The sequence below is a fragment of the Vibrio mimicus CAIM 602 genome (assembly GCF_000338875.1).
Classification (GTDB): Bacteria; Pseudomonadota; Gammaproteobacteria; order Enterobacterales; family Vibrionaceae; genus Vibrio; species Vibrio mimicus.
Genome location: NZ_AOMO01000022.1, coordinates 1 through 26,825, shown reverse-complemented (window position 1 = coordinate 26,825; position 26,825 = coordinate 1). Strand labels below are relative to the sequence as shown.

Here is a 26,825-nt window from a genome sequence, read left to right as displayed (position 1 = left end):
CTATTTTTTGCCTGCGCGGACAAAACCAGCAAAGCCATGTTTTTCAATATAGGCGAGCATCATATCGTAAATGTCTCGTCCATATGGCTGAATTAATGCACGGTCAGCCAGCTGTTTCAATTCCGCCAGTTCAGAGTGACGCACCAAATATTTTACTTTGGCGACGTTGGAGGTGTTCATACTCAAGGTGGTGTAGCCAAGACCAATCAGCAGCAAAGCACCGATAGGATCACCAGCTAATTCCCCGCATACACAGACCGGGATCTGATGGGTTTCACAAGTCACTTGGATCTGTTTGAGCGCCATCACGACCGCTGGATGCATAGATTCATACACATCCGCTACGCGAGCATTGTTACGATCAACGGCTAATAGGTACTGAGTTAAATCGTTGGTACCGACAGACACAAAATCAATTTTGTCGGCGATCAGCGGCAGCAAATAAAGCATTGAAGGTACTTCTATCATGATGCCGATCTGTGGCATGACGATTCGCGGATCAAGCAACGACACTTCTTGATAGGCTTGATAGATAAATTTCAACGCATCATCCAGCTCCTTCGCCCCTGAAATCATCGGCAAAAGAATGGATAAATTGCCTGATTCCGCACTGGCTTTGAGCATAGCTCGCAGTTGGATAATGAAGATATCAGGATGATCTAAGGTAAAGCGAATTCCACGCCAACCGAGAAACGGGTTATCTTCCTCAATCGGCAGATAAGGTAAAGGCTTGTCACCACCAATATCAAGTGTGCGCATTACCACACGTTGATGAGGGTACATATTCAACACATGACGGTATTGTTGAGTCTGTTCTTCTTCAGAAGGAAAACGGTGCTGCAGCAAGAAAGAAATTTCTGTGCGATACAAGCCAACCCCATCGACACCTTGATTAACGGCAATGCTGGTATCGGCACTCAAGCCCGCGTTTAGCAACAGCTCAACTCGTGCACCATCAATGGTAAAGGCCGGCTCACGAATCGCATCATTGACCATACGGGCCAACTCACGCTCTTCATTCGCTAAAGCACGATACTCATTGAGAATGGTTTTTGAAGGCGAGATGAAAAGCTTCCCGCTGTAACCATCAACGATACCTTTTTTACCATTGATATCGCGAAGATTAATCGAAACCCCCATAACAGCAGGGATCCTAACGCACGTGACAAAATCGCCGCATGCGAATTCGCGGCTCCTTCCAGTGACACTACTGCTAGCAGCTTATCTTTCGGTAACGCAGCCAGAATACTGGCGGTTAATTCCCTAACCACCAATATCACTGGTTTATCAATTTTCGGCTGAGTCGATTCAGTATTAAGCAAGAAAAACAGCAACCGCTGCCCCAATTCACGAATATCTTGCGCCCTTTCACGAAGGTAAACATCCGACATACGAGCAAAGCGGTTAGAGTAACTTTCTACCACTTGTCTGAGTGCCCAATCGGCACGATCCCCTTTTTGAATCTGCGTTTTGAGATCTTTACGCAGCATGGGATCGTTCAATAGGTGAGTAAACAGATCAAAAATGGCAAGTGTTTCTTTGTTGATATCACCATCGAGCTTTTTACGCATACGGCGAAAATCGGCCAGTGCACTCTCTACCGCTAACGCGATCCGTTCTTGCTCTAGATCGATATCCAAGGTTGAAGCTGGCAGTACCTCTGAAAGATCAGGTTGGGTGTCATCCCACCAGTATTCACCAATTGCAACACCTGAAGAGGCTGCTACCCCAGTGATCGCCTGCTGCTTCTTGGATAAACGCCAATGCCCTTGAGTTTGAGCATGCGCTACGAGCACGGCTAACTGCGCTGCTAGAGTCACCAAAAAGGAGACTTCCATTTCACTGAATAAACGGGGGGATTTTTGCTGCACAACCAGCACACCAAGCACCTGTTTGCGATAGATGATCGGCGTACCAAGGAAAGAGTGATACACCTCTTCGCCAAGCTGCTTAAAATATTTAAAGCTAGGGTGTTTAGAAGCTTCTGCTAGGTTAATGGGCTCAGCGGAGCGTTTGACTAATCCGACAAGACCCTCATCGAAATCAATGTGGATCTTATCGCCTTTAAACTTGAGCCCTTGGGTCGCCATCAGTTCAAGGCGGTGCATCTCTTCATTTGCTAAGTAGACAGTGCAACATTCCGTGTTCATCGCTTCACACGTCTGTTTTACAAAAATATCCAACGCCTGATAGACGTTTTCAACTTTTGAAACTTGTTCGACTATATCCCTTAGCTGAGAAAGCATGCCTAACCTCTGTGATTGTTGCGTTTGCCCTTCACTTTCCTTTCTTTAAATGGCATCGCCAATGAAGCAAATTCTTTCATTGCGCGGCGATAAACATCGCGTTTAAACGACACCACTTGCCTTACCGGATACCAATAGCTTACCCAGCGCCAACCATCAAACTCAGGAGAACTGCCACGTTGCATGTTGATTCTGGATTCATCACATTCCAAACGCAGCAAGAACCATTTCTGTTTTTGTCCGATACAGACAGGTTGAGAGTCCCAACGTACCAAACGCTTTGGCAATTTATAACGCAGCCAATGACGGCTGGTTGCAATTACTTTGACGTCTTTCTTGGTTAACCCAACTTCTTCATACAGTTCACGATACATGGCTTGTTCTGGAGACTCTCCATCATCGATTCCTCCTTGAGGAAACTGCCATGAGTGTTGCCCGTATCGTTTCGCCCAGAAAACCTGACCATGGTTGTTACAAATCACAATCCCGACATTCAGCCGGTAACCATCGCCATCGATCACTGGCAAACCTCTAGTAAATTCTTTAATTGCGTTGATTTTTCCACATATCCCCAAGCGGAGCAAACTTACTATTGTGATTCGCCCGAGATTTATTAGTAAATCGGATAAAAAAGGATAAGTTCGACTTAAGATCAGAGTTATCAACAATTTTATGAGACATACCGCGCATTTATTCACGTTTTCTGTGAATAACCGTGTGAAGAAACTTGGAGGTTGTGCAAAAAAATGGATTTACTAACATAGAACAAGGAAATCTGAAATGGCAAAACCAAACAAAATCCAATTAAAAACAACAAGTTAATTTCAATCCAAGAATTAACTACAACAACATGACGAAAATGACGTTAAGATCCTCAGCAAGAGGTCAAAGATCCATCAATTCACACCTCTGACTGCTATAGCCAAGCGAGATAGCAAAAAGACCACCAGCTAGCCTAGGTCTATCAACCTTGGAACACTGTGTATTGATCCATGAGTAAGCTTTATTTCATGAAGAGAAAATAAATCTGTGGATAACCTGCTTATTTAACTTAAAACAGGTGACGTTAACGCATTCCCGAGTTGACTTATCTCTCCACGCAAAACCTGCAACGCAAAATCATTACGAGCAATAAATCGGGTTCGGAAATGCCAAATAGAAGCAAAATCGGTACAATCAGACCGTGATGAACAGAAAAATCAAAATGCCATGAAGCCAGCACCTACTTCCGAACAAGAGTTACTGACCCGTGCCCAACAGATTGCAGGACTTAGTTTTGCTGAATTAGCAGATGAAGCAGGAATGACCGTTCCACCGGATCTGCGCAAAGATAAAGGCTGGGTTGGCCAACTGTTGGAATGGCACTTAGGTGCAACCGCAGGTAGCCGCCCGCAACAGGACTTTGAACATCTTGGCATTGAGCTAAAGAGTATTCCGGTGAGCTATCAGGGAAAACCACTGGAAACGACCTTTGTCTGCGTAGCGCCGCTCACAGGTGTACACGGTTTAACTTGGGAGCAGAGTCATGTACGCAATAAGCTCTCCAAGGTACTTTGGATCCCCGTTCAAGGTGAACGAGAAATTCCCCTCGCCGATCGCTGTGTTGGCTCACCTTTGCTTTGGAGCCCTTCCGCCGAAGAGGAAGCACAACTTAAAGCGGATTGGGAAGAATTAATGGAGCTGATCGTACTGGGCAAAGTGGCGCAAATTACGGCCAAACATGGTGAAGTACTTCAACTGCGTCCTAAAGCAGCAAATGGACGAGCATTAACCGAAGCCTATGGCAGCAATGGCCGCCCCATCAAAACCTTACCACGCGGATTTTATTTACGAACTCAATTCACAGCTCAAATTCTGCAACGCTACTACGCCTAGTCATTCATATCGGTGACATTTTTGTTTTCGTGTTACCGCGACTCGCTTATAGTGAAAATCCTGTTTCCCTTTACTATTTAAATATTCAAGCGGAAACAGCATATACAGTAAGTTCTCTATACCCGAACCACTGAAGTGATAGCGAAACGGCAATCAAGTGCTCTATTGGTATCGCAAAATTGGCACCTGTAAACGGTGTGAGCATGGGGTACACAACTGTCACCATTGCTGCAACTTCATGTTGGAAAGGGATAACTTTCGTCCTTTGGTTTTCAAACAAGGAAGTGCTATGCAATACACCAAGCTGCCTCATTCCAGCCTCGAAATCAGTAAGATCTGTTTAGGAACCATGACTTTTGGTGAACAGAATTCACAAGCTGATGCCTTTCAACAGCTCGATTATGCATTAGAACGTGGCGTTAACTTTATCGATACGGCCGAGATGTATCCGGTTCCGCCTAGCGCTGCCACACAAGGTAAGACCGAAGAGTTTATTGGGAATTGGCTTGCTAAGTCAGGAAAGCGAGAAAAAATTGTGCTGGCGACCAAAGTTGCTGGGCCTCGCAATGTACCTTACATTCGCGACAAAATGGCGTTAGATCATCGTAATATTCATCAAGCCATTGATGATAGCCTTCGCCGTCTGCAAACCGATTATATCGATCTCTACCAAATCCACTGGCCACAGCGTCAAACCAATACTTTCGGTCAGCTCAACTACCCTTATCCAGATAAACAAGAAGAAGTCACACTGATTGAAACGCTCGAAGCGCTCAATGACTTAGCGCGTATGGGCAAAATTCGTTATATCGGTGTCTCAAATGAAACCCCTTGGGGAGTCATGAGTTATCTGCGTTTAGCCGAAAAACATGAACTGCCAAGAATTGTCTCGATTCAAAATCCCTACAATCTGCTCAACCGCAGTTTTGAAGTAGGACTCTCCGAAATTAGCCATCTCGAAGGTGTGAAGCTTCTAGCCTATTCACCACTCGCCTTTGGTACTTTAAGTGGAAAATACCTCAATGGTGCTCGTCCTGCTGGTGCGCGCTGCACATTACATCAGCGCTTCGCACGCTACTTCACACCACAGGGGCTACTTGCTACACAAGCATATGTCGAACTCGCACAGCAATTTGGATTAGACCCAGCACAAATGGCACTGGCGTTTGTTAATCAGCGTCCATTCGTCGCATCAAACATCATCGGTGCTACGAACATGGCGCAACTAAAGTCTAATTTGGATAGTTTGGATATTTCATTAAGTGCAGAACTGCTGCAAAAAATTCAGGAGATTGGAACCACTTACTCCAATCCCTGTCCTTAGTAATATGGGGCTGGTGACCTCACCAGCCCCTTAGCATTACGTCGGTATTCGCGCATTTAACACTCGACGGATGTGTCTTACACGGCGTTCGGCAACAACTGCATCCGGCAGATCCCAGCCAATTGGACGACCATCGGTTTGCAAGCCTATGTCACGCAACAAATGTGGATTATTCCAAGGTAGATGGTAACTACTTCTTCGTACTTTACGCTTCCATTCTCGCTCCTCACGACGCAGATCAGCACGAACCAATAACACAGCTAATTGTAAGTAAATAGATTGACGCATGATATTTTTCTCCAGTTTGTTCGCTGGGGAAAATGACGGTAGGAAAGTCAGAAGACACTCTTACTCAGCTGCCATTTTCCGCAGCCTAATAAGAGGTTACGGATTAATTCAGTTATCTTTGCTCAAATCATTATTCATAACGCGCGCGGTTAAATCTCGGCGAGCGTTTTGAGGTTTAGAATGAGTTTGAGAAGCGCTAAACGATGATGCAGATACGAAATGTGTCATGATGCGCCTCCAAGCAAAGTCAATTAATCCAAAAGAAGAGTGTGTTGAGTAAGTTAAACTTACGGTTAAATTCTAAACAATTCAGGTTACAAAATTCAATAATTTATTACATGAGCTCGAAAATTCAGCGTTTCTTGCTGAGCACTTCTTTTATAGTGTTTATGAATAACATATTCATCCAGGCAATAGAACGAGAGCGGGATATGCATCCGCTATACTTCCACGATTATGAGTAGTTTTTGGCTCAGTGTGTAAGAGAGAATAAAAAATTCAGCCACTTAAAAAAGTGGCTGAACATCAATACAACTCAAATTAGAGAACCTTAGAAATTCTCATCCGTGATTAAGTTGTGTTTATTAAGCAAGCGGTACATGGTCGCTCGTGACACTCCAAGCTCTTTTGCTGCAGTAGAGACTTGTCCAGAATGGGACTCCAATACCAACAGCAACGCATCACGCTCTGAACGCTCACGAATACTCTTCAAACTACGTCGGCCATCACTGCGCTTAGGTAAATCAAGTTGAGATTCATCCAAAACAACACTGTCTGACATCAAGACCACGCGCTTAATTTGGTTCATCAGTTCACGAACGTTACCCGGCCAGTGATAGCGAGTTAAACCGCGTACCGCATCTTCTGAGAAGCTACGCGCTTGCGCGTTATACTCTTTGGAGTATTCCTGCAAGAAATGCTTAGCCAGCAACACAATATCAGATGCTCGCTCTTTAAGACTTGGCACATTAATACGTAATACGTTGATGTAGTGGTAAAGCTCTTCGTTAAAATCGCCGTCAATCAGGGCTTTCTCAATATCAGATGAGTTTGCAGCTAAGATACGCACATCAACAGCACGCACACCCTGATCCGTTTCTACCGTACCTTCTTGTAAGAAACGCAGTAGATTAAGCTGTTGGCTTTTTGGGAGGGTGAGAATGTCATTCAGCAGTAGAGTACCGCCATCAGCTTGCAACAAAAGCGGTTGTTGAACCTCTTCCATATCACCAAGGCCGAACAATTCACTTTCCAGCCTCTTCTCAGACATAGCTCGGCAATTGACTGAAATAAAAGGCTTCTGTGCTCGTGACGACGTTTTGTGAATTGCTTTAGCTACCGTTTCTTTACCCGTTCCACTTTCACCGTAGATCAGAATACTGACATCAGTAGGCCCAATTCGTTTGATCTGATCACGCAGACGCTTCATTGGCATAGATTCACCAATTAAACCCATGTTGCCTGCAGAGCCAAAATGAGGCCAAACCTTCTTTTCTAGCTTCAGCATGCCGAGTTGGTGACCAATGGTGCTCAATAGCTGAGCATCAGGAATAGGAGCAGTAAAAAAGTCGATACAAAAGTTAACGATAAACTGGCAAATGGTGTCCGAGCTTAACTGCGCCTCACGAATAAATGCTAACCAACGGACCTGCTTGTGGCTACTCACCAAATTAGCGATTCCGTTGAGGCTGAATTCATCATGGCTTAAATCAACGATACCGATACATGGACCTGTTTCAACAAACAGCGTATCCGCTTTACGTAAATCAGCCACTTGGGTGCAACGCCAACCCACTTTTTCTAATACGGCAAGCCAGGGTTCATAGGTACCTCCCACCACAACGAGGGAGCCTGGTACTGAATCCATACGGAATTGATTACTCATGAACCTATATTCCTTATTTTTATTGTTACGATGCGAATTATTCTATTCGCACCCACTACTTATTACGGACGTTACATTAGCGAGACTTCGCATAAGAATCTGTCTCATAGGTAAGACTAGGCAATAAATACCAAACTTTCTAATCAACTTATGGGTGAGAATCATAATAAAAATGAAAGAAAGGCTTACATTTCACTGTTCAGACGTGATTATTTTCTTAGTGGTATAAAAAAAGCCGCCCATTTGGCGGCTTTTTAGAACATGTTCAGTGATTATTGCTGAGGGCGCATCGCTGGGAACAAGATCACATCACGGATGGTGTGTGTATTGGTCAGTAGCATAACCAGACGATCAATACCAATACCTTGACCTGCTGTTGGCGGTAAGCCGTGTTCTAAAGCGGTAATGTAGTCGGCATCGTAGAACATCGCTTCATCATCACCGGACTCTTTCGCTTCCACTTGAGCTTTGAAGCGCGCGTCTTGGTCTTCAGCATCGTTAAGTTCTGAGAAGCCGTTTGCCACTTCACGACCACCGATGAAGAACTCAAAGCGATCAGTGAAGAACGGGTTATCATCACTACGACGCGCCAGTGGAGAGATATCCGCTGGGTAGCCTGTGATGAAGGTTGGCTGCATCAATTTAGGCTCAGCCGTTTCACCAAAGATCTCTTCAAGAAGCTGACCACATGTCCAGAAAGGTTCAACATCAACGTGAACGGATTTCGCGATAGAAACCATTAGGTCACGGTTTTGGATGTCTTCTTCGGTGAGAGCTTGGATCTGCGCGTGATTTGGGTTGTAGTGCTTAATCGCGTCGAACATGCTCATGCGCGCGTATTTGCCACCAAACTCAACGGTATGCTCACCGTAAGGCATTGAGGTTGAACCAAGCACTTCTAACGCCACTGAGCTGAGCAGTTCTTCCGTCAAGTCCATCAGATCTTTGTAGTCTGCGTACGCCATATAGAATTCCATCATGGTGAATTCTGGGTTGTGACGTGGAGAAAGGCCTTCGTTACGGAAGTTACGGTTGATTTCGAATACACGATCAAAACCACCTACAACAAGACGCTTCAGGTACAGTTCAGGCGCGATACGCAGGTACATGGGCATGTCGAGCGCGTTGTGGTGCGTGATGAATGGACGCGCACTCGCACCGCCAGGGATCACGTGCATCATTGGCGTTTCCACTTCCATGAACTGTTTTGAGATCATGAAGTTACGAATTGCTGACATCACCTTAGAACGTACAACGAAAGCGTTGCGAGAATTTTCGTTGACGATCAGGTCAACGTAACGCTGGCGGTAACGCATTTCTTGGTCAGTCAGACCGTGGAATTTCTCTGGCAGTGGTCGCAGTGCTTTAGTCAACAGTTGGAATTGTTCCATGTTGACGTACAGGTCACCTTTGCCTGATTTATGCAGCGCACCTTGAACACCGATGATGTCACCGATATCCAGACCTTGGTATTTGTCTTTCAGCTCTTGTTGAACTTCTTTAGATGCATAAGCCTGAATGCGGCCAGAAGTTTCCTGAATAACCAGGAATGGACCACGTTTTGCCATCACACGACCGGCGATAGACACAACATGATTCAGTGCTTCCAACTCTTCCTTACTCTTTTCACCGAACTCCTTCTGCAGATCACCTGCTAGGCTGTCGCGACGGAACGAGTTTGGGTGTCCGTTTGCTTTACAGTCCTTACGGATGTGATCCAACTTGCTGCGACGCTCTGCAATCAGTTTGTTTTCTTCTTGCGCGATTTGCTCTTGATTAATCTCGTTTTGAACAGCATCAGTCATTTGCATGTACCTTGTGTAGTCGGTAAAAAGCTTACAGGCCTGATTTCAGGCTAGCTTCGATAAATTTGTCTAAGTCACCATCGAGTACCGCTTGCGTGTTGCGGTTTTCAATACCTGTACGTAAATCCTTGATTCGTGAATCATCCAACACGTAAGAACGGATTTGGCTACCCCAACCAATGTCGGATTTGGCATCTTCGTTGGCCTGTTTTTCAGCGTTCTGCTTCTGCAGTTCCAATTCAAACAGTTTGGCGCGAAGTTGCTTCATCGCTTGGTCTTTATTTTTGTGCTGCGAGCGATCGTTTTGGCACTGTACGACCGTATTGGTCGGTACGTGGGTAATACGTACCGCCGATTCGGTGGTGTTAACGTGCTGACCACCGGCACCAGAAGCACGATACACATCTATACGCAGATCGGCAGGGTTAATTTCGATATCTATGTTTTCATCCACTTCAGGGTAGATGAATGCAGAAGCAAACGACGTATGGCGACGGCCGCCTGAATCGAACGGTGATTTACGCACTAAACGGTGCACACCCGTTTCTGTACGCAGCCAACCATAAGCGTAATCACCAATGATACGCACAGTCGCTGATTTCAAGCCCGCTACATCGCCTTCCGAAACTTCAATCACTTCGGTTTTAAAACCTTTAGCATCAGCCCAACGCAAGTACATGCGCAGCAGCATAGAAGTCCAGTCTTGCGCTTCTGTACCACCAGAGCCAGCTTGTAGGTCAAGGTAGCAATCTGAAGAATCGTGATCGCCAGAGAACATGCGGCGGAATTCGAGCTGTTCAAGCTTAACTTCTAATTCGTCCAATTCAGGACCGATTTCATCAAAAGTTTCTTGATCTTCAGCTTCAATGGCCAGTTCTAGCAGGCCTTCGACATCTTCAACACCGCGATCCAGTTGATCGATAGTATCAACAACCGCTTCTAGAGCTGAACGCTCTTTACCTAGGGCTTGCGCACGCTCAGGTTGGGTCCAGACATCAGGTTGTTCTAATTCGGCATTGACTTCTTCTAGACGCTCTTTCTTGGCATCGTAGTCAAAGATACCCCCTCAGGATATTTGTGCGCTCAGACACATCCTGCAGGCGGTTTTTAATAGGATTGATTTCAAACATGTTGGCTTACGAGTTATGAATAGAAATTAACCGCGGAATTCTACTGAAAAATGTGATGAAGATACAGGAAAAAATACTCTATCCCACAGGGGAAATCAGAATAAATACCAAAAGAGAGGCATAAAAAAGCGGAAGCCTTGGCTTCCGCTTAATCCATTATTCAACAGGCTTATGCCAACTCTTCTTCTAGGGCTTGTGATGATGTTCCAGAGACAAAGAACATGCAGATCATCGCCGCACAAGTCGGTAACAACCAGCCCATGCCGTATTCAAAGAAAGGCAGGAAATCGAAGGCTGATACATCAAAGCCCGCCACTTTCGCTGCATCCAGCAATGCCACCAGCAGAGAAACTGATAGTACAACGCGGTAAGCAATGCGAGGATTCGGCAATTTGTGACGTACGAAGGTCAGAGCCACCAGTGCAATCGCAACAGGGTACAGAGCAAACAGCACTGGAATAGACAGAGTGATCAGCTGTGCTAGGCCAACATTGGCAACCACACCACAAGCTACACCGTTAATCACAACCCATTTTTTGTATGACCAAGGCGTGTGCTTACTGAAGAAATCTGAACACGCTGAAATCAAGCCAACCGCAGTGGTCAAACATGCCAGCATCACGATCACAGACAGTACTAGCTGACCATAGTTACCAAATAGCGCTTTAACATATTGGCTTAAGATAGCACCACCATTGTTTGCGCCTGCAGCCACACTTGAGCTCGTAGCACCAAGGTAGAACAAAGAACCATAAACCAGTGCCAAACCTATTGCAGCAATGAATGCAGAGGTGATCAGATAGCGAGTCGTTGCAGCGCGATCAGTAATGCCTTTGCTACGTAGAGCATCAACAATCAAGATACCAAACATCAAAGACGCAAACGTATCCATGGTGTTGTAGCCTTCCAAGAAACCTTTGGTCAGTGGCTGGCTCAAATATTCGCCTTGCGCAGCAATCATTTCACCTTGTGGGTTCATGAATACGCCTAAAGCAAGAATGATCAGGCCAACAAACAGAGCTGGAGTCAGCAATTTACCAATCAAATCAACCAGTTTGCCTTGCGACCATGAAAAGAACATAGCTACCGCAAAAAACAACACAGAGAAAAGCGTTAGATAAGATTGAGTGCTCTCTGCAAAAAATGGTTTTACCGCCATTTCATACGCAACAAGACCAGTACGTGGTGCAGCAAACGCAGGGCCAATCACGATGAGGATCAGCGCAGCCATCAATACTGATGCCTTGACTGGCAGATCTTTCGTTAGGTGTTCCCAACTACCACCAGCGACAGCAATCGCAATAATGGTGATCAGTGGTAGACCTACCGCTGTCAGCAAGAAGCCGAACATGGCTGGTGTAATGTTTTCACCCGCTAATTGACCTGCGAGTGGTGGAAAGATGATATTGCCTGCGCCTAAAAAGAACGCGAACAGCATAAAGCCCAAAGCTAAAATATCTGCTAGTTTTAACGTCTGCTTCACAGATAACCCTTATTTATAAATGTAATGAATGTTGTGTGTGCATCTCACTGCTTATAAAAATGTAAGTTTAAGCAGCGTGTGGCCGAATAATGACGAATGTGCCTGTATTTCGCAACCGCAAAGCAAAAAACGCCATAATAATTTATAATCACAACAATAATGCAGTGTCATATGCTATGTCACAATAAAAAACCAGAATTACACACTATATAATTAGATTATTTTTTCACCAACCAACAGAATAAAATGTTAGCAATCATCTTCATGAAAGAGATTTTCGCTTAACTCCTGTTTGGCAGTAAAATTACGATGAAAACCAATAAATTAATGAATAAGAGCTTTCAGTTTAAACAGTTCGCCATAGAAGAAGGGGAATGTGGCATGCCGATCAGCACTGATGGCGTGTTGCTAGGAAGCTGGGCATTTGTCAGCTCTCCGGCCTCGATTTTGGATATTGGTTGTGGCACAGGTCTGCTAAGCCTAATGTGTGCTCAACGCTTTCAATCCGCACAAATCACTGCACTTGATATTGAGCCCAGCGCCTATCAAGCCACTGAAAAAAATAGTGACAACAGCCCTTGGGCAAACCGTATTCAATGTTTACAAGCAGACATTCGCTATTGGCACCCACCACAACGCTTCTCTGCCATTATCTGTAATCCGCCTTATTTCAACAGCGGAGAAACCGCTCAGCAGTTTGCCAGAGCAACAGCCCGCCACACTGGAAGTTTAAAGCACCAAGAGTTGATCGAATCTTTGCCTCAATTATTGGAGCCAGACGGCGTAGCAAGTTTTATTCTGCCTAAAACGGAAGGCGATCAGTTTATCGCTTTGGCTGAGCAGGCCGGGCTTTACCTTGGCCGATATTGCCAAGTGCAACCGACATCAGCCAAGCCAGTACATCGCCTATTGTTTGAGCTGCATCTCTCTCCTTGTACCGTCAAACATTCTGCGCTGGTGATCCGCGAAACTGACAGCTACAGTGAGGCGTTTCGCCAATTAACCCGCGATTTTTATCTGAAGATGTAGCAATTAAAGATGTGATCTAAAGCGTGATCCATCTATAATGTGCGCCCTGTTTTAAGACAGAGCCTTTCAACGCTTGTGGAGTAATTATTTGTGATTAAAACCTTTGCCGACCTCGAACTCGATCCAGTGCTGCTTGAAGCGATCGAAGAAATGGGCTTTAGCCGCCCAACACAAGTTCAGGCTGAAGCAATTCCGCAAGCTCTGGATGGTCGCGATGTCTTAGCCTCTGCCCCAACGGGTACAGGTAAAACGGCGGCTTTCGCGATCCCAGCGCTGCAATACTTGCTCGATTTCCCTCGCCGCAAAGCAGGCCCAGCTCGAATCCTGATTCTAACGCCAACCCGTGAACTGGCGATGCAAGTGGCAGAGCAGGCTCAAGCCCTGGCCAAAAACACTCGCCTGAATATTTTCACCATCACTGGTGGTGTTCAGTACCAAGAACACGCAGATATTCTGGCCACCACACAAGATATCGTGGTGGCAACTCCGGGACGTTTGTTGGAATACATTGATGCTGAACGCTTTGATTGCCGAGCGATTGAGTGGCTGATTCTCGATGAGGCGGACCGCATGCTGGACATGGGCTTTGGCCCAACCGTTGACCGCCTTTCGGCAGAGTGTCGCTGGCGTAAACAGACACTGCTGTTCTCTGCAACGTTAGAAGGACGCGGTGTTGAAGGTTTTACCGCCGATCTATTGAAAAACCCAGCTCATATTGATGCTGAGCCTCCACGTCGTGAACGTAAAAAGATTTCACAGTGGTACCACCGCGCGGATGACATGCCACATAAAGTGGAACTGTTGAAAAAGATCCTGACTGAACAAGCTGAACGTTCAATTGTGTTTTTGAAAACCCGTGAGCGTCTCGCTGACCTGCGTGCTGAGCTAGAAAAAGCCCAGATCCCATGTGCATGGATCCAAGGTGAAATGCCACAAGATCGCCGTAACAATGCGATCACCCGTTTCCGTGAAGGTTCAGTGAACATTCTGCTCGCAACCGATGTTGCGGCACGCGGTATCGACGTTCCGGACATCAGCCATGTGATCAACTTTGACTTACCACGCAGCGCAGACGTCTACCTGCACCGTATTGGTCGTACTGGACGTGCGGGGAAAAAAGGCATCGCGATTTCTCTGGTTGAAGCGCACGACCAACCCATGATGGCGCGTGTTGAGCGTTACATCAAAGAAGAAGTGAAAGAGCGCTTTATTGATGGCCTACGCCCTAAACACAAAAAGCCTGTGTTTAAGAAAAAGAAAAAAGACACCAAAAAAGCAACGGATAAAGGCACCACGAAAAAGAAAACCGCAAGCAAAGCAAAAACGGCAAAGAAAAAATAACCGCCGAAGCCTGATGACAAAAAAGCCGATGATTTCTCATCGGCTTTTTTATATCCGAGATTAAAAATAAAGGCGCGCTCTAAAGTAGGCACGCCTTCATCTCAGTAAGATTAAGTATTAGTGCTCACGAGTCGCGCGGAATTTCACCTCAGGCGAACGCTCCTGTGCCAAGTTGAGGTTAACCATGGTTGGCGCAATGTAAGCGAGGTTGTCACCACCATCGAGCGCTAGGTTACTCTGGTTCTTACGTTTGAATTCCTCAAACTTTTTCACGTCGTCACACTCAACCCAACGTGCTGTCGCTACGTTAACACCTTCATAGATAGCTTCGACGTTGTATTCAGATTTCAGACGCGATACCACCACATCAAACTGCAGCACACCAACCGCACCTACAATCAGATCGTTGTTTTGCAGCGGACGGAATACCTGTACCGCCCCTTCCTCAGAAAGTTGCACTAAGCCTTTCAGCAGTTGCTTTTGCTTCAGTGGATCACGCAGACGAATACGGCGGAACAATTCAGGCGCGAAGTTCGGAATACCCGTAAATTTCAGCGTTTCACCTTGGGTAAAGGTATCACCGATCTGGATCGTACCGTGGTTATGTAGACCGATGATATCACCTGCAAACGCTTCTTCTGCGCGCGCACGGTCACCCGCCATGAAGGTTACCGCATCGGAAATGCTGATCTGCTTGCCAAGGCGCACATGGTTCATCTTCATGCCTTGCTTGTAAGTACCTGAAACAATACGTACGAAAGCAATACGGTCGCGGTGCTTAGGATCCATGTTGGCTTGAATTTTAAACACGAAGCCACTGAACTTCTCTTCGCTCGCGTCCACCACACGTTCTGCCGCTTGGCGAGGCATTGGCGATGGAGCCCATTGCGTCAGGCCATCCAGCATATGGTCAACCCCAAAGTTACCCAGAGCCGTACCAAAGAACACCGGTGTCAGTTCACCCTGCAAGAACAACTCACGATCAAACTCATGAGACGCACCAAGTACCAATTCCAGCTCTTCACGCAGTTGCGCGGTTAAGTCTTCACCCACTGCCTTATCCAGCTCAGGGTTATCTAAGCCTTTCACGATACGCTCGTCTTGGATAGTGTGGCCTTGACCCGTTGAGTACAAAATCGTTTCATCACGGTGGATATGGTAAACACCTTTAAACTCTTTACCACAACCGATTGGCCATGTGATGGGCGAACAAGCGATTTTCAGCTCATTTTCCACTTCATCCAGCAATTCCATCGGGTCACGAATTTCACGGTCAAGTTTGTTCATAAAAGTCACGATCGGTGTATCACGCAGACGAGTGACTTCCATCAATTTACGAGTACGATCCTCAACACCTTTCGCCGCATCGATCACCATCAAGCAAGAGTCCACCGCCGTCAGGGTACGGTAAGTATCTTCCGAAAAGTCTTCGTGTCCCGGAGTATCCAGAAGGTTTACCAGACAATCGCCGTACGGGAACTGCATCACCGAGGTGGTCACCGAAATACCACGCTCTTTTTCCATTTCCATCCAGTCTGATTTTGCGTGTTGGTTTGAGCCACGGCCTTTTACCGTACCAGCTACCTGAATGGCACGTCCGAACAGCAGAACTTTTTCAGTAATCGTGGTTTTACCCGCGTCAGGGTGCGAGATGATCGCGAAAGTGCGGCGTTTAGACACTTCGCCGAAATAAGGTGTAGTTGACATCAACAGATTCTCTTTTTGCTCAGCCAGCCTAATAAAGCCGACCAGCGTTTCGGTTCAAATTTGCGCGGTATTCTCGCTGATCTTGGCGCTTGGAGCAACTTCACTGCAATTAATGAATGATTTCGTGTTTTCTCATTATCGTTTTAATTAATTTATCAACTGATTTGGACTATAACTGTAGAATATAGAGAAAAAATGAAGTCGGCCTATGACCAAATTTCGCAAGATTCATTCGTTGGCTTTCAAGCAAGCCAAAAGTGTTTTCTTAGTCTCGGTACTCTTGGGACTCTGTTTTAGTTTCTACCATACATTGTCCGACCTACATCAAGAGCAGAGTAAGGTCCAAGAACACTACAATTTTAAGCTGGTGCAGAGTTATGAGAATGCCAGTCAGGCTGCTTATCATCTGAATAATCTGTTGGCTGAACAGGTCGCAGCCACCCTAATGCTCGATCCCGGCATTTTTAAAGTCGAAATTGTCGATGACTTTGGCGATGTGATGACCAGCAAAGAACGGGCAATCAGCCAACAAAGTGAACTGGTCAGTATTCTTGCCACTTATCTGACACCTTCTATCTCCATGTTTAGCACAGAGTTGCATCAACCCAATTCCAATGTCGTTGTAGGCAAGCTCAGTTTTTACATTGATGGCTCCTCCATCGCCAAAGTGTTTATTGCCAAAACCACCCGCGTGATTTTGTTCGATTTGCTGCGAAATACGTTACTCACCACGATTTTACTGATCTTTTTCTATCAAAAACTTTCTCGCCCAATCACTATGCTGATCGGTTGGGTGAATTCACTCAATGACACTCAACGCTCCCCTCTTCCCCCGCGGCTGACTCAAGATGATGAACTCAGTGAGTTGGCTTCAACTTTTCAATCGATGTGGAAAGGTAAGGAGTTAGCGGAATCCAAGCTTAATCAACTTGCCTATTACGACAGCTTGACCGGACTTGCGAATCGAAGTCTGCTACTGAAAAAACTCAGTGATGCCATCACTACTGCACAAAATTCACATACCACTGGCACCCTGTTTTATTTGGATCTGGATCGCTTTAAAACCATCAATGACTCGCTCGGTCATACGATAGGTGATCAATTGATTAAAGCGGTAGCACTACGAATGGAGGCATGGACGAAGAATGACTATCTATCTGCCCGCATTGGTGGTGATGAGTTTGCAGTGCTGATCCCTTATCTGTCTCCGAATAAAGCAGAGGAAGTGGCCAAGCAACTGCTCACTCTGATTTCTAACCCCTACACCATAGATGACCACCAACTCTACTGCACGGTGAGTATTGGTATCTCAATTTTTCCTTCAGTTGGGATAAGCAATATCGATGTGCTCCGCCAAGCGGATACCGCACTCTATCGTGCGAAAGCGGGTGGGCGCAATAAATTCATGTTCTATGAACCAGAAATGCAGGCGCAGGTGGAATCTTTCCTAGAGATCGAAAAAGGTCTGCATGAAGCGCTCAATCAGCATCAATTAGAGCTTTACTATCAACCGCAGGTCGATGAACAGCACAACATTGTGGGAGTGGAAGCGTTAATCCGTTGGAATCATCCTAAGCGCGGACTGCTTCCTCCCGGCGTTTTCATGCCAATAGCCGAAGAAACTGGGCAGATTTTACCGATTGGCAATTGGATTATTGAGCAAGCCTGCTATCAATACTCGCAATGGAAAAAACAAGGTATATTACCGCCACATTTTCGCCGTTTAGCCATCAATATCAGTCCATTACAGTTTGCTCAAGAATCATTTATTGAACAGGTGAACCATGCATTACGCCAAGCTGGGATCTCTGGTGAACCCATCGAATTGGAGATCACGGAAAGTTTGCTGCTTGAGAATGTGGAAAGTGCCATGCAAAAAATGGCGCAATTGAAAGAAAGCCACATCAGCATCTCGATTGATGATTTCGGGACTGGTTACTCTTCGCTGCGTTATCTGAAACACCTTGCGGTGGATGTACTGAAAATAGACCGTTCGTTTGTCAGTCAACTGCATCTGGATGATAACGATCAAGCGATAGTGGATACCATTTTGGCCATTGCCAGAAAACTGAACTTGGAAGTGATTGCGGAAGGGGTTGAAGACACCTCAGAGCTCGCAGCACTCAAACAACTTGGTTGTAACCAATTCCAAGGCTATTTGTTCGATAAACCGCTACGAGCGGAAGATATTGCACAGCGCTTTGTTAGCAATAATTACCATAAGATCCAGACGTTGCCCGAACCCAGTAATAGCTTACAAAAATAGGTAACTCATGATGATCGCATCTTCTTTTTTGCCATGAGCAGCAGGGTAATAGTTGATGCGACGGTCGATTTCATTGAAGCCCGCTTGCTGATAAAGATGAAAAGCACGCTGATTACTTTCACGCACCTCCAACCAAGCACTTTCTGCCTTTTGCTGCTCACACTGTTCAATAAAATGATCGAGCAATTGTTTTCCGTACCCTTTGCCTTGCATCGCTGGATCGATAGCAATGTTGAGTAAAGTCACTTCACCAACAATATTCTGGGCATAAAAATACCCCACGACCTGCTGATCAACCAACATCACCTGATGACAAGCCCCACGGCTATTGAGATCGCGCACAATAGATTCCGCCCAAGGATGAGAATGTGCGGCACGCTCGATGCGCCATACGGCATCCAAATGCTCAGATTGCATAGTAGTAAATAGTGAGCTCATGATGCGGTTCCTTGATAAGCACAAATTTGTTGCCACAGTGCGCGGCGATATTGGGTATTACCATCAATGTCACTTAAACGCGGCGAATGGAGCTGCTTTTGAGCTTGATGTGGCAAGGGATCACATCCTGCAAACCAGATCCACTCTAGCCCATCATAGGCAAGGTTATCGAGCTGCGTAGGAGCGATATGGCGAACCATCACCAGTTCAAGATGAAAGCTTTTGAGGATCCTCTCCAGTAACAGGATTTCTGAACCTTGTGGCGGCTCATTGGCTACCAACAAAAGTCGACAAGCTTGATCTAAGGATTGTTTAACGGGCTGAAACCCCATCAAACGCTCAGGATGGATCAATTCCCATTGTTGAATGCCCATCGCGGACAAATAGTGTGAAGAAGAAAGCATGGTGTTACTCGCAGCCTATCTGAGCGGCAATGCTAACAAACAGGTGATTGGCGACTCAAGCGCTAGAGAGAAAAAGGAGCTTAAATGCTCCTTTTTCATGAGGAGTGATACTTAGAAAACCGTAAACTCAGGACTGTATTCAACGAGTCCACGTCGACCGTCCAGCTCTCGCTCCCACAAAGCAACTACGCGGAAAGCGCCTTGAGGAACCTCCCAAGCACAGTGCAATTGGTATTGGGCTGCATCTTCAAAGCCGAAACGTGAGTAATAAGCCGGATCACCAAGGACTACACAAGCGGGGTATCCCAGTTCTCCAAGTGAGCTTAAACCTTCTTTCACCAACTCAGCACCAATGCCTTGGCGACGGTATTCTTCTTTCACCGCCAACGGTGCTAAACCTTGCCAATTCAGATCTTCGCCATCTACCGTCACAGGGCTGAACATCACATGTCCAATAATCTCCCCTTCATCATCACACGCCACCAATGATAACGTTCGCCGTCCATTTTCACGTAACGCCATCACCAAATTGGCTTCAGCCTCAGTGGCAAAGACCGTTTTCAATAGTTCATCGACGGCCAAAATATCGGCAGGCGCTTCAGTTCGAATAAGCATTAATAACCTCTTGGGATGAATTTGGCGTTTGCATCCCTTTATGCACAAAATCCGCCAACTGGTGAAGCAAAATCTGTAAAGGTTTAGGTAATTGTTGCAGATCCACGCTATCCATCAGGTTTTTCACTTCCAAGCCGAGTTCAGTATCTCCCTCGATAGAAAGTCTACGCTGGAAAAATAGTGTATCTGGATCTTCTTTACGTCCCGCAATCAGCACCAAATCATTCAGATTACCGCTAAAGCTGACATCCTCACGAACAGGAGCATCAGCCACCACTAATTTTTCATCTTGGTAACTGATAAACCAACGTAAATCCATGTCTTTCACTTCGACCTTCAGCCATTTCTCTTCGAGAAATTCGAAGTCCCCATCTTGCAACGCCTCACGGAATACCAAACCCATTGCATCAAGCAAGGCTTTTTTTTGAACGTTTTGGGGCAATAAGTGGATTGGAGATCGCAAAATTGAAGCAGCGTTCAGAACCAGTTGAGTGCGAATCTTGTTTAACACGAGCGTTATCCGTTACCTTGTTAGTCAATCTGCGCTAATCATACTGGATGTCAGTACACGGATTCCTGTCATGTATCAAAAAATAACTTCAGGCCGAGAACCTTTTCTACTGTGCAATTCACAGTTATAGTTAATGAGTTACCGAATTGGTAACGCTATACCCAACCGCATGTTACTGTCGGTATCGCTAGGATGTATGATTCGATGAACAGAACCGCTTTCTGTCACCAAAAGGAAAAAACTCTAGCCAAACTGCCTAACTTTGTTGGTGGGGATATTATAAATGTCATCGCGCACGGACAGTTGGTAGTATTTTAAATGCCTGCTCAAACCTCATCTCAGCTCACTCATTGGTTTGCAAAAATTACGTCACACAGTCCGTTCTTTTTTGCAATCCTCAATGACCAACACAAGTATGTGATGGTCAATGAGCGCTATTGTGATATCGCCGGTCTTTCTAGTGAAGAAATGGTCGGGATGAGTGATAGTCAGGTTTTGGGTGAACATTTTTACCGTCACCTCAAGCCATTCTATGAACGCGCTTTTAAACACGAGCACATCGAATCTGAACTGACACTCAGTGAAATCGATCTCGAAACCAGCTTACACTTTTCCATCTCACCGATCGTGATGCACGACCAAGTGCAATACATCGTCTTTCACGCACTGGATACCTCAGAAAAGCAAATCTTAGTGCGCTCTTTGGAAGAGTCCGAAAACAAATATGCGCTACTGACTACCCTATTACCCGACGGGTTGATGATGGTTGAGAACGACTGCATCATCTCAGCCAACCCTTCGGCTGCACGTTTGCTTGGTTTTGAAGACACGCAAAAACTATTGGGTGAAAACTTGTCTCGGCTGTTTATTGATGAGAAAACCAAAACCGTGTTCTCCTCACAATTAGCTTCGCTGCTGACAGAAAGACCACTGATATGCCTAACCGGGCCAAGGTGCGGTTTCGAACGAAAAGTTCAACTGCATGCGGGCAGTACATCGATACTCGGTAGCCAATCGCAACTGATTTTATTGCAAGATGCGGATGAAGCACCAAAACAGCTTTCCGCAACAACCCAAGTCGATGCCCATATCGACAGCCTGACCGGACTGTACAACCGACACGGATTTACTAAGCGCTTAGAGCAGTGTATCCAAAATGAAACCCCTTTGGTTTTACTCTACCTCGATATTGATAACTTCAAAAACATCAACGATTCTCTCGGCCATCACATCGGCGACAAAGTCATCAAAGAAGTAGCCGCACGCCTGAAACGGCTCCTACCGCAACAAGCAGTACTCGGCCATTTAGGCGGCGATGAATTCGGTTTGATTTTACCTGAGCCAGAACACAACCGTTCGGCAGAAATGCTGGCAGATCGCATCATCTCATTGATAAACCAACCTTTTGATCTTCACCATTTCAGTAAACGTTTAGCTTGTTCCATCGGTAGCGTGCGCTATCCGGGCGATGGTAACGATGCCCGCGTGCTGCTGCAAAATGCTGATACGGCCATGTATGAAGCTAAAGAGCGTGGCAGAAATCGTCTCATCAAGTTCAACGATCAGATGAACAAAGAAGCGCGTATGCGCCTCTGGTTAGAGATCGAACTGCAAAAAGCACTGCAACAAAACGGGCTAGAAGTTTGGTATCAACCTAAAGTAAATGCGCGTGATTTTAGTATCAATGGTGCAGAAGCCTTGGTGCGTTGGAAACATCCAGTAGAAGGCTACATCAGTCCCGGTGCTTTCATTCCAGTGGCTGAAAAAGCGGGCTTGATTGAACATTTGGGTCGCGTTGTCATGCGCGAAGTGTTTGCCACGGTAAAGCGTTGGAAACTGCAAGGCATTCTGCCAGGCCGCGTAGCCATCAACATTTCACCAGAGCAATTTGGCAATCCACAGCTCATTGATTACTTAGAAAAATTACTCAGAACAACGGGGTTAGATCCGAACTGCATTACCTTTGAGCTGACAGAAAGTGCAGTAATGAGTGACAGTGAACACACTCAGCAAATGCTTAATGCTATCAAGAAACTCGGCTTCACCTTGTCAATTGATGACTTTGGTACGGGTTACTCTTCACTGGCTTATTTAGCGCGTTTCCCGATTGATGAACTGAAGATTGACCGCGCCTTTATCAGCGACATTGATACGCTGCCTAAACAGCTCACCGTTATCGAAAACATCATCAATTTGGGTCGCTCACTGAGTCTGACTGTCGTCGCGGAAGGGGTGGAAACCCAGCAGCAAGCCACTTTGCTTTCCAACCTCAATTGTCATTCCATCCAAGGCTTCCACTTCTATCGCCCTCAGCCCAAACATGAAGTGGAAGAGCTGTTCGCGCAAAATCGCCGCCACCGCAAATCCCTCTAAGGGGTTAATTTTGCTCTGATTGGCCGAAACCTGCCTTACATCAAATCTGCGTTGCTCAATCCTTCCTAAAATGCGTTCACTATTCCCTGAATTCAGAGCCTTACGCTATGGAACTTCTCTGTCCGGCCGGAAATCTGCCGGCCCTGAAAACAGCGATTGATTGTGGCGCCGATGCGGTTTACATCGGTTTCAAAGATGATACAAACGCTCGCCATTTTGCTGGCCTTAACTTTAGCGGCAAAAAACTGGAAAAAGCGGTTCAGTATGTCCATGACCACCGTAAAAAAAATTCATATAGCTCTCAACACCTTTGCTCATCCGAATGGCTTTGAGCGTTGGACTAACGCGGTTGATCAGGCTGCGGATCTGGGTGTGGACGCTTTGATCATTGCCGATATTGCCGTGCTTGAGTATGCGGCACGTAAATATCCGCACCTTGAGCTGCATCTTTCCGTACAAGCATCAGCCACCAACGTTAAAGCGGTTGAGTTTTATCATCAAAACTTCAACGTCAAACGTGTGGTATTGCCGCGAGTGCTTTCCATTCATCAGGTGAAGCAGCTTTCGCGCAATATTCCACAAGGTGTCGAGTTAGAAGTGTTTGCCTTTGGCAGCCTGTGCATCATGTCGGAAGGGCGTTGCTATCTCTCGTCCTACATGACAGGCGAATCCCCCAACACAGTCGGTGCTTGTTCACCAGCCAAATACGTGCGCTGGCAAGAGACTGAGTCAGGGCTCGAATCTCGCTTGAACGAGATTTTGATTGATAAGTACACAGCGGGTGAAAATGCGGGTTACCCGACGCTATGTAAAGGGCGCTTCATTGCAGAGATAGAAGGTGAAAGTAAGTGCTATCATGCATTGGAAGAGCCAACCAGTTTAAACACTTTGTCACTGCTGCCTGAGCTATTTGCTGCCAATGTGGCTTCTGTGAAAATTGAAGGGCGTCAACGTAGCCCAGCTTATGTAGAACAAGTGACTCGCACTTGGCGTGCGGCTATTGATCGCTATCTGGCGAATCCTAGCCAGTATCGCGTAGAACCTAAATGGGATGCTGCGCTGGCGAATGTATCAGAAGGCACTCAAACCACACTCGGTGCTTATCACCGTCAATGGCAATAAGGTCAAGCGATTATGAAGTATGCTTTAGGTCCCCTACTCTATTTCTGGCCAAAACAGGACGTCGACAGTTTCTATGCCCAAGCTGAGGCTAGCATGGCGGATGTGATTTATCTGGGTGAAACGGTCTGCTCGAAACGTCGTGAGTTGAAACCTCAACACTGGTTTGAGATTGCCAAATCCCTCTCTGATGCGGGTAAGCAAGTCGTACTCTCAACCATGGCACTACTCGAAGCACCCAGCGAAATCAATGTGATGAAAAAATACATTGATAACGGTGATTTTGCGATTGAGGCCAACGATGTTTCTGCCGTACAAATGGCTCACGAAAAAGGTATTCCTTTTATCGTGGGGCCAGCAGTGAACACCTATAACGCGCACACGCTGAAGCTGTTCTTAAAGCAAGGCATGATCCGCTGGTGTATGCCAGTTGAGCTGTCGCGTGACTGGTTAATCAACACCTTACAACAGTGTGATGATTTGGGTATCCGCGGTAAATTTGAAGTCGAAGTATTCAGTCACGGTTACTTACCACTGGCTTACTCGGCACGTTGTTTTACGGCGCGAGCAGAAAACCGTGCGAAAGATGAATGCGAAACCTGCTGTATTCGCTACCCAACCGGAATTCAGGTAGCAAGCCAAGAGGGGCAATCGGTATTTAACCTCAACGGCATTCAAACTCAATCGGGCTATTGCTACAACTTGGTTAATGATTTGCCAAGTATGGCGGGGTTGGTGGATGTGGTACGTTTAAGCCCATTAGGTGTTGAGACGTTCCAACATCTCCAGCAATTCAAAGCCAACGAACAAGGCCAAAAGCCACAGCTCATTGAGAACCACCAATGCAACGGTTATTGGCATCAATTAGCGGGGCTAGCTGTTAAAAATAACTAAGCCAGTGCAAAAAGGGTTGCTTATCTGCAACCCTTTTTTCTACCCCTAATTATGCATAGGAGACTTGCGGCGCTTTCCCCATTTTTCTGACATCACGCCATAGCATGATCGCCACCCCAGTACTCAGCACAATATTGGAGATGGGCAGCGCAATCCACACACCACTTAAACCAAAAAACTTCGGCAAAATAAACAGGAATGGCAGCATAATCGACATATTACCAACGGTAATAAACATGGCTTTACCACCACGATTGGTCGATTGATAATACGCCGCACTCACCACCAAGAATCCATCCAGATACATAGCAAACAGGTGGAGTTTGATCCCCATCTGTGCACCGGCCATCAATTCGCTGTCATCGGAGTTAAAAATCGCAATCGCCTGCTCGGGGAATAGATTCAGCACAACAACAAACACCATGCCCCCCAGTACAGCAATGCCCATGGCTAAGCGTAATAGCTTACGAATGTGATCATAGTTACGTGCCCCAAAATGATAACTGGCCAGCGGCTGCATACCATTTGCAATCCCTTCAACCGTCAGATAATAAACCGTCACTATATAGCCCATCACCGCATAAGCGCCGACCATGACTGCATTGCCATACTCAATCATCAGAGTGTTATGCAGCGCCACCATGGTTGAACCGTAGGCATACATAAAAAAGCTTGAGACACCAATCGCGAAGATCTTAGGTAAAGAGTGCCACTCCAACTTCAGACAGCGACGTGTTAAGCGCATTTTGGCTCGTGCGGAGAAGAAGTATGCCAGCCCCAACAAGGTAACTACCAGCTGGGCTATCGTCGTTGCAATAGCCGCCCCAGTCAGTTCCCAGTTAAGCCAAGCGATAAACACATAGTCGAGAACGATATTGCTGACCGCACCAATCACCATCAAGAGGGTAGCCAAATTGGGGCTGTGATCGTTACGCAGCAAAAACGGCATAGCAATCGAACCCAAAGTGAAAATACAGCCGACGATAAGCACTTGCAGATACTGTAAGCCTAATTCGAATACACGACCTTGTGCTCCCTGCCAATGCAGAAAATCATCGGCCATAAACCACAAAACTAGCGCAACAATAGGGGCAAGTAACAACAAGCTCATTAAACCCGTGGCGAGAATACGCTTGGCACTCTCAGGATCGCCCTCACCTTGTTTGATTGAGGAAAGCGCACCAGTACCAACCCCAACCAACATACCGATACCGAGAATAGTACCGATCACTGGCCAAGCCACATTGATCCCAGCGAGACCTTCAGCCCCCACATAATGGCCGATGAAGATACCATCCACCACTTGGTACAGACCATTAACCAGCATCGCAGCGACCGTGGGAATGGTATAGCGAACAAACTGTCGGTAAATTGATCGATTCATCATAAAGACATATCTATTTAGTTAGTTTATCTAATAAAAACCACCACTAGCGTAGTGCTTTACCTAGCAGCATATCCAACATCAAGGCTTCTTCAGGAGACAAATGTTGCGCGACTTGCTGCGCTAAAATTTGATAGACTCGCGCTTCGCTTGCTAAGTGCAGCTCAGCTTGCTCCGTCAATTCAAAAAGTCGCGAACGTGCGTCTTCTTCACATTGAACTCGTTTCACCAACCCTCGCCTCTCCAGCTTTTTGAGCATGTTAGAAGCGGAAGGCTTACTCACTTCCAAAGCCAGTGCTAAATCGGTTAAACGAATCGCCTGTGGTGAGCTTTGAATCACTTTCAGGTAGTCGTATTCGTTGAAACTGAGCTGAGCAAGAGGATCTTCTTTGCCATATTTACGCCAAACCTTGGCAGCAAAGCGCTCCATCTTCTCTAAATTGATTTCTAGCATGACAAGCAATCATATAGTTAGCAAAGCTAACTATTTTGCCAAAGTAACAGCGATAAAAAAAGCCGCAACATGCCTGTCTCTTATACACAAATCCCCCGTCAAGTACGGGGGATTTTTTTGAACTCTGTTTGATGTTGTCGATCTGATCTTCATTACAACATCAGGCAAGCACTATGAACTTTATATCAAACTCTGCACAATGGGCTAAACATGTCTTTCAACATGCCAACTTAGGTGATAGCCGACGCGTTAAC

The 26,825-nt window shown here is 46.1% G+C and carries 20 protein-coding genes and 2 pseudogenes; 8 read left to right on the top strand and 14 right to left on the bottom strand.

Annotated elements, in window-relative coordinates:
• Window positions 1-2,246 (bottom strand): annotated as a pseudogene (gene ptsP / locus D908_RS0118970) (phosphoenolpyruvate--protein phosphotransferase).
• A 2-nt stretch (window positions 2,247-2,248) separates the two neighbouring features.
• Complete coding sequence (gene rppH, locus D908_RS14720) at window positions 2,249-2,767, bottom strand: RNA pyrophosphohydrolase (protein ID WP_005515701.1); 519 nt, start codon at window positions 2,765-2,767, stop codon at window positions 2,249-2,251.
• Window positions 2,768-3,455: 688 nt separating this feature from the next.
• On the opposite strand from rppH, the gene mutH reads away from it, so the two are divergent.
• Together mutH and D908_RS14730 are read left to right on the top strand one after the other, a co-directional pair.
• Window positions 3,456-4,121 (top strand): DNA mismatch repair endonuclease MutH, encoded by a 666-nt coding sequence (gene mutH / locus D908_RS14725; RefSeq protein ID WP_000801213.1) that lies wholly within the window; start codon window positions 3,456-3,458, stop codon window positions 4,119-4,121.
• Between the two features lie 289 nt (window positions 4,122-4,410).
• Window positions 4,411-5,445, top strand: a complete 1,035-nt coding sequence (locus D908_RS14730) for an NADP(H)-dependent aldo-keto reductase (protein WP_005523081.1) — start codon at window positions 4,411-4,413, stop codon at window positions 5,443-5,445.
• A gap of 36 nt (window positions 5,446-5,481) precedes the next feature.
• Here the strand turns inward: D908_RS14730 and D908_RS14735 are convergent, their stop codons facing one another.
• The 5 genes from D908_RS14735 to brnQ all read right to left on the bottom strand — a co-directional run bounded on the left by D908_RS14735 (window position 5,482) and on the right by brnQ (window position 12,036).
• Complete coding sequence (locus D908_RS14735) at window positions 5,482-5,733, bottom strand: hypothetical protein (RefSeq protein ID WP_001249918.1); 252 nt, start codon at window positions 5,731-5,733, stop codon at window positions 5,482-5,484.
• A gap of 550 nt (window positions 5,734-6,283) precedes the next feature.
• Window positions 6,284-7,618: a cyclic-di-GMP-binding transcriptional regulator VpsR gene (gene vpsR / locus D908_RS14740; protein WP_000070670.1), complete on the bottom strand. Its 1,335-nt coding sequence runs from the start codon at window positions 7,616-7,618 to the stop codon at window positions 6,284-6,286.
• A 272-nt stretch (window positions 7,619-7,890) separates the two neighbouring features.
• The gene (gene lysS, locus D908_RS14745) at window positions 7,891-9,423 is read right to left on the bottom strand and encodes a lysine--tRNA ligase (protein WP_000128757.1); all 1,533 of its coding nucleotides are present in this window, start codon (window positions 9,421-9,423) and stop codon (window positions 7,891-7,893) included.
• A 31-nt stretch (window positions 9,424-9,454) separates the two neighbouring features.
• Window positions 9,455-10,553 (bottom strand): peptide chain release factor 2 gene (prfB, locus tag D908_RS14750; protein ID WP_100068112.1). Its coding sequence is split into 2 segments (ribosomal slippage): window positions 9,455-10,477 and window positions 10,479-10,553, totalling 1,098 coding nucleotides; the frame shifts between segments, so codons are not numbered across the junction.
• A 169-nt stretch (window positions 10,554-10,722) separates the two neighbouring features.
• Window positions 10,723-12,036, bottom strand: a complete 1,314-nt coding sequence (gene brnQ / locus D908_RS14755) for a branched-chain amino acid transport system II carrier protein (RefSeq protein ID WP_000815028.1) — start codon at window positions 12,034-12,036, stop codon at window positions 10,723-10,725.
• Window positions 12,037-12,345: 309 nt separating this feature from the next.
• On the opposite strand from brnQ, the gene D908_RS14760 reads away from it, so the two are divergent.
• Together D908_RS14760 and srmB are read left to right on the top strand one after the other, a co-directional pair.
• Window positions 12,346-13,065 carry a tRNA1(Val) (adenine(37)-N6)-methyltransferase gene (locus D908_RS14760; RefSeq protein ID WP_005523079.1) on the top strand — a complete coding sequence of 240 codons (720 nt, stop codon included), beginning with the start codon at window positions 12,346-12,348 and terminating at the stop codon, window positions 13,063-13,065.
• 90 nt (window positions 13,066-13,155) lie between these two features.
• Window positions 13,156-14,406 (top strand): ATP-dependent RNA helicase SrmB, encoded by a 1,251-nt coding sequence (srmB, locus tag D908_RS14765; protein ID WP_005523076.1) that lies wholly within the window; start codon window positions 13,156-13,158, stop codon window positions 14,404-14,406.
• A gap of 117 nt (window positions 14,407-14,523) precedes the next feature.
• Here srmB and prfC read toward each other — a convergent pair whose 3' ends face one another.
• Entirely contained in the window at window positions 14,524-16,113 is a 1,590-nt protein-coding gene (prfC, locus tag D908_RS14770) for a peptide chain release factor 3 (RefSeq protein ID WP_005523075.1), read from the bottom strand.
• Between the two features lie 208 nt (window positions 16,114-16,321).
• On the opposite strand from prfC, the gene D908_RS14775 reads away from it, so the two are divergent.
• On the top strand, window positions 16,322-18,379 hold the full coding sequence (locus D908_RS14775; protein ID WP_005523074.1) for a putative bifunctional diguanylate cyclase/phosphodiesterase: 2,058 nt from the start codon (window positions 16,322-16,324) through the stop codon (window positions 18,377-18,379).
• Here D908_RS14775 and rimI read toward each other — a convergent pair.
• The 4 genes from rimI to ubiT all read right to left on the bottom strand — a co-directional run bounded on the left by rimI (window position 18,368) and on the right by ubiT (window position 20,347).
• A complete protein-coding gene (rimI, locus tag D908_RS14780; protein WP_005523073.1) occupies window positions 18,368-18,817 on the bottom strand; it encodes a ribosomal protein S18-alanine N-acetyltransferase in 450 nt (149 codons plus the stop codon). The two genes, D908_RS14775 and rimI, sit on opposite strands and share 12 nt — an antisense overlap.
• Complete coding sequence (locus D908_RS14785) at window positions 18,814-19,221, bottom strand: DNA polymerase III subunit psi (RefSeq protein ID WP_005523072.1); 408 nt, start codon at window positions 19,219-19,221, stop codon at window positions 18,814-18,816. Before D908_RS14785 ends, rimI begins: the two co-directional genes overlap by 4 nt.
• Window positions 19,222-19,332: 111 nt before the next feature.
• Window positions 19,333-19,836 (bottom strand): GNAT family N-acetyltransferase, encoded by a 504-nt coding sequence (locus D908_RS14790; RefSeq protein ID WP_005523071.1) that lies wholly within the window; start codon window positions 19,834-19,836, stop codon window positions 19,333-19,335.
• On the bottom strand, window positions 19,820-20,347 hold the full coding sequence (gene ubiT, locus D908_RS14795) for a ubiquinone anaerobic biosynthesis accessory factor UbiT (protein ID WP_000932663.1): 528 nt from the start codon (window positions 20,345-20,347) through the stop codon (window positions 19,820-19,822). The genes D908_RS14790 and ubiT overlap by 17 nt, the downstream gene beginning before the upstream one ends.
• Before the next feature lie 318 nt (window positions 20,348-20,665).
• Between ubiT and D908_RS14800 the strand changes: the two genes are divergently transcribed.
• From D908_RS14800 to D908_RS14810, 3 genes and pseudogenes are all read left to right on the top strand, one after another.
• The gene (locus D908_RS14800; protein WP_001111420.1) at window positions 20,666-22,720 is read left to right on the top strand and encodes a putative bifunctional diguanylate cyclase/phosphodiesterase; all 2,055 of its coding nucleotides are present in this window, start codon (window positions 20,666-20,668) and stop codon (window positions 22,718-22,720) included.
• Between the two features lie 107 nt (window positions 22,721-22,827).
• Window positions 22,828-23,842, top strand: a pseudogene (ubiU, locus tag D908_RS14805) (ubiquinone anaerobic biosynthesis protein UbiU).
• A 12-nt stretch (window positions 23,843-23,854) separates the two neighbouring features.
• On the top strand, window positions 23,855-24,733 hold the full coding sequence (locus tag D908_RS14810) for a U32 family peptidase (RefSeq protein WP_005508256.1): 879 nt from the start codon (window positions 23,855-23,857) through the stop codon (window positions 24,731-24,733).
• 49 nt (window positions 24,734-24,782) lie between these two features.
• Here the strand turns inward: D908_RS14810 and D908_RS14815 are convergent, their stop codons facing one another.
• Together D908_RS14815 and D908_RS14820 are read right to left on the bottom strand one after the other, a co-directional pair.
• Entirely contained in the window at window positions 24,783-26,120 is a 1,338-nt protein-coding gene (locus D908_RS14815; protein WP_000981951.1) for an MATE family efflux transporter, read from the bottom strand.
• 43 nt (window positions 26,121-26,163) lie between these two features.
• Window positions 26,164-26,571 carry a MarR family winged helix-turn-helix transcriptional regulator gene (locus D908_RS14820; protein WP_000890045.1) on the bottom strand — a complete coding sequence of 136 codons (408 nt, stop codon included), beginning with the start codon at window positions 26,569-26,571 and terminating at the stop codon, window positions 26,164-26,166.
• Window positions 26,572-26,825: the final 254 nt, after the last annotated feature.